Genomic DNA, 5,949 nt, shown 5'->3' on the forward strand with positions numbered 1-5,949 from the left:
GACATTAACCCCATTAAGTGTACCGCTTTACCTTCAGCAACGGCTTTATCAATAGCAGTGACAATCGCTTCATTTTGTTGGAACTCACCATCGGCAATTGCTTTTGTTATACGAGTGAGGTCTTGATAAACAATACGACCTGCACCGATGTTGGTATGACCCACTTCAGAGTTACCCATTTGACCGTCAGGAAGGCCCACATCCATGCCTGATGCAGAGATGAGTGTGTGTGGACAGTTAGCCATTAGGCTATCAATCACTGGTGTATTGGCATTGTTAATGGCGTTGCTACTGTTATCTTGACGGTAGCCCCAACCGTCAAGAATAACTAGAGCCATTGGCTTCTTAGTAGACATAGTTATGACCTCATTAAATTCATAGTAATTAGAAAGTGAAAACTAGCGTAATTTTACTACACTTTACTCGCTTTGCAGTAGGTTAAGATCAACGATTCTCCCTATCAATGCAACAAAACGTTGCCTATTGATCAAAATTAGCTATGTCAGAATCCAAGCCGCTAGATAGACAATACTTAAGCCAATTAAGCCAAGAATGAGGCCAGTTTTCGCCATATCCTTACTTTCAATTAACCCTGTCGAGTAGGCTAGCGAATTGGGGGGGGTTGAAACAGGAAGAATAATACCGAGTGAGGCGGAAAATGCCACAACAATGAGTAGGCCTTGTAACCCTCCGACCGCTGTTAAATTATTCATCGAGATCCCTATCGCTGCGGCAATGGGCATTAATAGGTTAGCGGTTGCTGTATTCGACATAAAGTTAGCCATCAGCCAACAAACAATAGAGAGAGATATCACTACAAACATCGGGGATAAACGTTCATAATCAATGGCGTGGGCTAACGCTTCAGCTAGGCCTGTATGTTCTAAACCAATGCCAATTGCAATCCCGCCAGCAACGAGCCAAAGTACATCCCAGTTAATCAATTTGAGTTCTTCTTTTCCCATAATTCCTGTCAGTGTGAAAACGGCCAGTGGAATAATCGAAACCACATAAGTATTCATGCCATGTAATGCGGTGGTCATCCATAACACGATCGTAGCCGTAAAGGTGCAATAAACCACCATTGCGCGCCAAGAACGTTGAAAAGTGCCTTGTAATTTAAGTGTCATGGTTGGTTGAGAAGACGGGAAAAAGTATTGCAGCAAAAACCAGGCGATGGTTAATTGGATCAAAACAAAAGGTAACCCTATCATCATCCAAGAGAGGAAGTTTATGCTATGTTCACCCGTTAAATATTGCAGGGCAATGGCGTTCGGTGGTGTGCCAATCGGTGTTGCAATTCCTCCCGTATTTGCTGCAATTGGAATACTCAAGACCAATGCTTTGACACCCAATTCACCTTGAGGGGCGGATGCGACGATAGGCCCTAGTAATGCAAGCATCATTACGGTGGTTGCCGTATTGGACATAAACATAGAGAAAACAGAAGTGATCAACATTAACCCTAGCATAATAAATTTGGGTTGATGGCCAAATGGGCGTAGCAATACTCGAGCTAAGTTATTATCTAATTCATATTTTGAGGCAGCAATCGCCAGTGCAAACCCTCCCATAAATAAGATAATAATCGGTGAGGAAAATGCGCCAAGAATGTCGGTGTAGGGAATTAAATGTCCGACTTCATGTTGCTCTAGCGGTAAGCGAAACCAATGCAGACCTTTATCTGAAATCATAATCAGCTCTAATGCTATGATTAAAATTGAAGTAGCAAATACAGGGACAGGTTCAAGTACCCAGAGTAGAGCGGCAAGAAGGAAAATGGCTAAGAGCCGATGCTGCACTAAGGTTAAATCTTGAATAGGAATCAGATCAATTGGGAGAGCAAGTACCCCTAGCGGGATAAAAAAACTGATGGCTAACCGGGTCAGAAGCCCAGTAGATAATGTATGCATAAAAGCTTCCTTGGCAAATTTTATCCGAGAACAACTAAGAATAAATCATTCAACAAGAAAGGTCTTAGAGTGCGCTAAAACTTTTACACTTTATGCAACAACTCGCGATGAAAGCGTGCGGATTACCACGGTCACCATTTCAACTAAAATGGCGACCGTAAGGTTAAGCTTTATGGGCGTACGAAGAGCCCAATAACGTTGGAGACTGTAGTTGCATGCTTTCATCAAAGCGAATCGCATCTTTCGCAAACAAGTTAATCACTGTTGATCCTAGTTTAAAGCGCCCCATTTCTTGACCTTTTTGGAGCACGACGGCTTGATGTCCTTGTGGTGGATAATTCCAACGATAGATGGTGTTTCCACGTGGTGGTGTCATCGTGCCAGACCAAACCAGTTCAATGCTTCCGACTATCGTTGCTCCGACTAAAACTTGAGCCAGTGGACCAAATGGCGTGTCAAATATACACACGACTCGCTCGTTACGTGCAAATAGGTTAGGTACATGCTCTGCGGTGAGCGGGTTCACGGAGAAAAGGTCACCGGGCACATAAATCACTTGTCGTAAGGTTCCATCGCAGGGCATATGGACACGATGATAATCACTGGGTGAAAGGTACAAGGTTGCAAAGTCGCCCTCAGCAAACTCTTGAGCTAAATCGGCATCGCCACCGAGTAATTCTTGAGCGGAGAATTGATGACCTTTTGCTTGGATGAGTTGCCCATCAGTAATTGGCCCAAATTGGCTGACACGAGCGTCGGCAGGATGAACCAATACGTCCTCTCCCGAAGCGATAGGACGAACATCAGGCTTGAGTTCACGTACAAAAAACTCATTAAACGTTGAGTAGTACTTAGGATCAGAGTGCAATGCATCATTCATGTTGACGTTATATTGTTTAATAAACCAGCGAATGATGGCTGTAGTTAGTCCGCCTGCTTTTGCTGAAGCGAGCTTTCCAATTAAACGGGTTAAGCCATGTTGTGGGAGCCAATATTGCAGTCCAACTTTTAGTTTATCCATCGTGTACTATTCCAATGTCTTTTCATATTTGGGCGCGAGATGTTACTGAAAATAACCAGTTATGTCAGCAGTTATCCGTAGTTGAGTCAAGTTTATTAACTTATGAGATATCGGTTTTTTTATTTCTTGAGTATTGTCGGTTTGCTTTATTCTCCGACATACTTTCAATGATCCGGTGATAATTTTCAAACCGCTGAGTGCTAATTTCTCCTCGTTCAACTGCGGCTTTCAATAGACAGCCAGGATCATCAAGGTGTTTACAATCTCGAAATTTACACCCACCTAAGTAAGGGCGAAATTCCACATAGGCTTTTGTCACTTCTTCTGCATCTAAATGCCATAATCCGAATTCACGAACGCCAGGAGAATCAATCAAATCTCCTCCGGATGGAATATGATATAAGCGAGCCGCTGTGGTTGTATGCTGGCCGAGTCCTGAGTTTTCAGAAACTTCACCTTCTTCAACTTCTATTTCTAACTGCGGCATTAATGCATTGACTAAGCTTGATTTACCCACACCCGACTGACCAACAAACACGTTAATTCGGTTACGGAGTTTACTTTCTAACTGATCGATATTTTCGCCGCTTTCTTTACTAACAAAGAGGATGTCGTAACCAATTGATTGATAATTATCAAGCTGTTGCTGATAGTGTGAGCGCTGCTCCGGTGTCAGTAAATCTACTTTGTTTAAAACGATCAAGGGAGAAATCGATAATGTTTCCGCAGCAATTAAATAGCGATCAATAATATTAAGAGATAATTCGGGAAGCACAGAAGAAACGATCACCATTTGATTCACGTTTGCCGCCACCGGTTTAAGCCCATCATAATAATCAGGGCGAGTCAGAACGGATGTTCTTGGCTCTACCGCTTCAACCACACCAGAGATTCCAGCTAGCATTTCAGCACCGGGACGCCAGATAACATTATCGCCGGAGACTAAGCTTTCGATACTACGTCGTAAGTTGCAGCGATGAACGAGTCCCGTTGAGGGATCTTCAATATCTGCATGTTGACCAAATCGGCTGATCACTAAGCCTGTTTTTGCATTTTCTAACATCGATTCATCCCATGAAACAGACTCATCGTGTTTGAGTTTTTTATGTTGATTTGTTCTCACTCGACGAACTTGGCTTTTAGTCAGTTTTTTTTTCTTAGTCACTCTGTTCTACTTTCGGTTATTGGCGTTAAACAAGGCCCGCTAAATTGGTAGGCTTCACAAGCCACATGAGGTATCTTGATGATATGTATTCGGGTTATAGTACCTTTTTTATAAGCAAACCCCTATAGGGACGTATTATATGTCTTTTTGCGAACAAAACCTCATTTGGATTGATCTTGAAATGACAGGTCTTAATCCTGATCAACATAAAATTATTGAAATTGCGACAATTGTTACAGATAGCCAACTTACTATTCTTGCTGAAGGGCCGGTGTTAGCGATTCATCAACCCAAATCCGAGCTAGAGAAAATGGATGACTGGTGTACACGAACGCATCATGAAAGTGGATTAGTGGAGCGTGTACGTCAAAGTACAATTAATGAGCAACAAGCAGTCAAGCAGACGCTTGAGTTTTTACGGCAATGGGTTCCTGCCGGTGCTTCACCCATTTGTGGCAATAGTATTGGCCAAGATCGTCGTTTTCTATATCGGCATATGCCTGAATTAGAGAGTTACTTCCATTATCGCTATATTGATGTCAGCACCATTAAAGAACTTACTCGACGCTGGAAGCCTGAAGTGCTGAATGAGTTTTCCAAACAAGGTTCGCATTTAGCGTTAGACGATATTCGAGAATCAATTGCGGAGTTAAAATTTTATCGTTCTACGGTTTTTAAGATATAAATCAGCTTTAGCATCTTGATTTTTAGAGTGACGCCTTATATTAGGTTCGTTATGTCGGGGCACGTATTGTTAATTCTCTCTACTGTCGTTGTTTGATCAGTCGCCTTGTTGCTTCTTTTATCAGCGAATGAGTTAAAAATCATTTTTTTTTGCTTTAACTACTTGCATCACAAAAAAATGCACTTATAATTCGCAGCCCTAAACAGCACAAAACGTTGTTGATGCGACACTAGCTCAGTTGGTAGAGCGCAACCTTGCCAAGGTTGAGGTCACGAGTTCGAACCTCGTGTGTCGCTCCAGAATTAATAGTTGTCATCGTACTCAACGATGAAATGCGACACTAGCTCAGTTGGTAGAGCGCAACCTTGCCAAGGTTGAGGTCACGAGTTCGAACCTCGTGTGTCGCTCCAGAGTTAATAGTTGTCATCGTACTCAACGATGAAATGCGACACTAGCTCAGTTGGTAGAGCGCAACCTTGCCAAGGTTGAGGTCACGAGTTCGAACCTCGTGTGTCGCTCCAGAGTTAATAGTTGTCATCGTACTCAACGATGAAATGCGACACTAGCTCAGTTGGTAGAGCGCAACCTTGCCAAGGTTGAGGTCACGAGTTCGAACCTCGTGTGTCGCTCCAAAATTAATAGTTGTTATCGTACTCAACGATGAAATGCGACACTAGCTCAGTTAGTAGAGCGCAACCTTGTCAAGGTTGAGGTCACGCCTTTTTGTTTTAAAGAAAGGGGGCCTCGTGTGTTGTTTAAGTTTTATAGCCCCATCGTGCTTAACGATGAGATATACGGACGCGGGGTGGAGCAGCATGGTAGCTCGTCGGGCTCATAACCCGAAGGTCGTCGGTTCAAATCCGGCCCCCGCAACCAGTTCTAAAGCTATTATCGTGCTTGACGATAAAATGCAGCACAAGCTCGGTTCATCAGAGCAAAGTTTCTCAATATCGAGATAATCCTTTAAATAAAAGGGTAGTGTGTATTGCATGATTTAAGCTTTCATCGTGCTTAACGATGAGATAGTACGGACGCGGGGTGGAGCAGCATGGTAGCTCGTCGGGCTCATAACCCGAAGGTCGTTGGTTCAAATCCGGCCCCCGCAACCAGTTCTAAAGCTATTATCGTGCTTGACGATAAAATGCAGCACAAGCTCGGTTCATCA

At 43.2% G+C, this 5,949-nt stretch carries 4 protein-coding genes, 6 tRNA genes and 1 pseudogene; 7 read left to right on the forward strand and 4 right to left on the reverse strand.

The features are described 5' to 3' along the window. From B7C60_RS17500 to rsgA, 4 genes and pseudogenes are all read right to left on the reverse strand, one after another. Positions 1-356 (reverse strand): annotated as a pseudogene (locus B7C60_RS17500) (2,3-bisphosphoglycerate-independent phosphoglycerate mutase); the annotation flags it as partial. A gap of 141 nt (positions 357-497) precedes the next feature. Continuing rightward, the gene (locus tag B7C60_RS01590; protein WP_099610140.1) at positions 498-1,913 is read right to left on the reverse strand and encodes an SLC13 family permease; all 1,416 of its coding nucleotides are present in this window, start codon (positions 1,911-1,913) and stop codon (positions 498-500) included. 163 nt (positions 1,914-2,076) lie between these two features. Continuing rightward, the gene (gene asd / locus B7C60_RS01595) at positions 2,077-2,934 is read right to left on the reverse strand and encodes an archaetidylserine decarboxylase (RefSeq protein WP_099610141.1); all 858 of its coding nucleotides are present in this window, start codon (positions 2,932-2,934) and stop codon (positions 2,077-2,079) included. Between the two features lie 100 nt (positions 2,935-3,034). Then, positions 3,035-4,099: a small ribosomal subunit biogenesis GTPase RsgA gene (rsgA, locus tag B7C60_RS01600; RefSeq protein WP_099610142.1), complete on the reverse strand. Its 1,065-nt coding sequence runs from the start codon at positions 4,097-4,099 to the stop codon at positions 3,035-3,037. 139 nt (positions 4,100-4,238) lie between these two features. Here rsgA and orn point away from each other — a divergent pair, with 139 nt between their 5' ends. The 7 genes from orn to B7C60_RS01635 all read left to right on the forward strand — a co-directional run bounded on the left by orn (position 4,239) and on the right by B7C60_RS01635 (position 5,893). After that, entirely contained in the window at positions 4,239-4,784 is a 546-nt protein-coding gene (gene orn / locus B7C60_RS01605) for an oligoribonuclease (protein ID WP_099610143.1), read from the forward strand. 223 nt (positions 4,785-5,007) lie between these two features. Continuing rightward, a tRNA-Gly gene (locus tag B7C60_RS01610) sits at positions 5,008-5,083 on the forward strand. 35 nt (positions 5,084-5,118) lie between these two features. Then, positions 5,119-5,194, forward strand: a tRNA-Gly gene (locus B7C60_RS01615). Between the two features lie 35 nt (positions 5,195-5,229). Beyond that, a tRNA-Gly gene (locus B7C60_RS01620) sits at positions 5,230-5,305 on the forward strand. A gap of 35 nt (positions 5,306-5,340) precedes the next feature. Further along, positions 5,341-5,416, forward strand: a tRNA-Gly gene (locus tag B7C60_RS01625). Positions 5,417-5,583: 167 nt separating this feature from the next. Then, positions 5,584-5,660, forward strand: a tRNA-Met gene (locus B7C60_RS01630). 156 nt (positions 5,661-5,816) lie between these two features. Then, positions 5,817-5,893: transfer RNA gene (locus tag B7C60_RS01635), tRNA-Met, on the forward strand. The last annotated feature ends 56 nt before the right edge of the window (positions 5,894-5,949 follow it).

This window comes from Vibrio fujianensis (assembly GCF_002749895.1).
Lineage (GTDB): Bacteria > Pseudomonadota > Gammaproteobacteria > Enterobacterales > Vibrionaceae > Vibrio > Vibrio fujianensis.